Source organism: Salmonella sp. SAL4457 (assembly GCF_046548235.1).
GTDB classification, from domain to species: domain Bacteria; phylum Pseudomonadota; class Gammaproteobacteria; order Enterobacterales; family Enterobacteriaceae; genus Salmonella; species Salmonella enterica.
In genome coordinates this window covers 1-314 of record NZ_JBGDZO010000244.1, presented here as the reverse complement: position 1 = coordinate 314, position 314 = coordinate 1, and the positions used below count along the sequence as shown (strand labels likewise).

Genomic DNA, 314 nt, shown 5'->3' with positions numbered 1-314 from the left:
TTCCTCCCTAACCTATACCCACTGACCGCCTCGTAAACCGCCTTCCGCAACCGGTTGATCCCGCCGATCGGCCGATGATCCGGCAGCGCGTGCCAGGGGTTGACCGAAAGGTTGTCACAGAACAGGTTCTGTTCCCGGCTATCAAAATCCTGAGCTGGCACAATGATGTCGGCTATGGTAGCGAAGGGCGCGTCCGACTCCTTCCATTCGACGCTGGTGTCGTCGATGGGCATGTACTTGGCCGGGTCCTGGCGCTGCACCTGGAAGGCGTAGCAGGCGGGGGTGCGGTCGATGGAGAGTTGCTGGTACAGGGC

Annotated in this window: 1 pseudogene; it reads right to left on the bottom strand. The window is 61.1% G+C overall.

Annotated elements, in window-relative coordinates:
• Positions 1 to 314 (bottom strand): annotated as a pseudogene (locus ACLJNW_RS24115) (hypothetical protein); the annotation flags it as partial.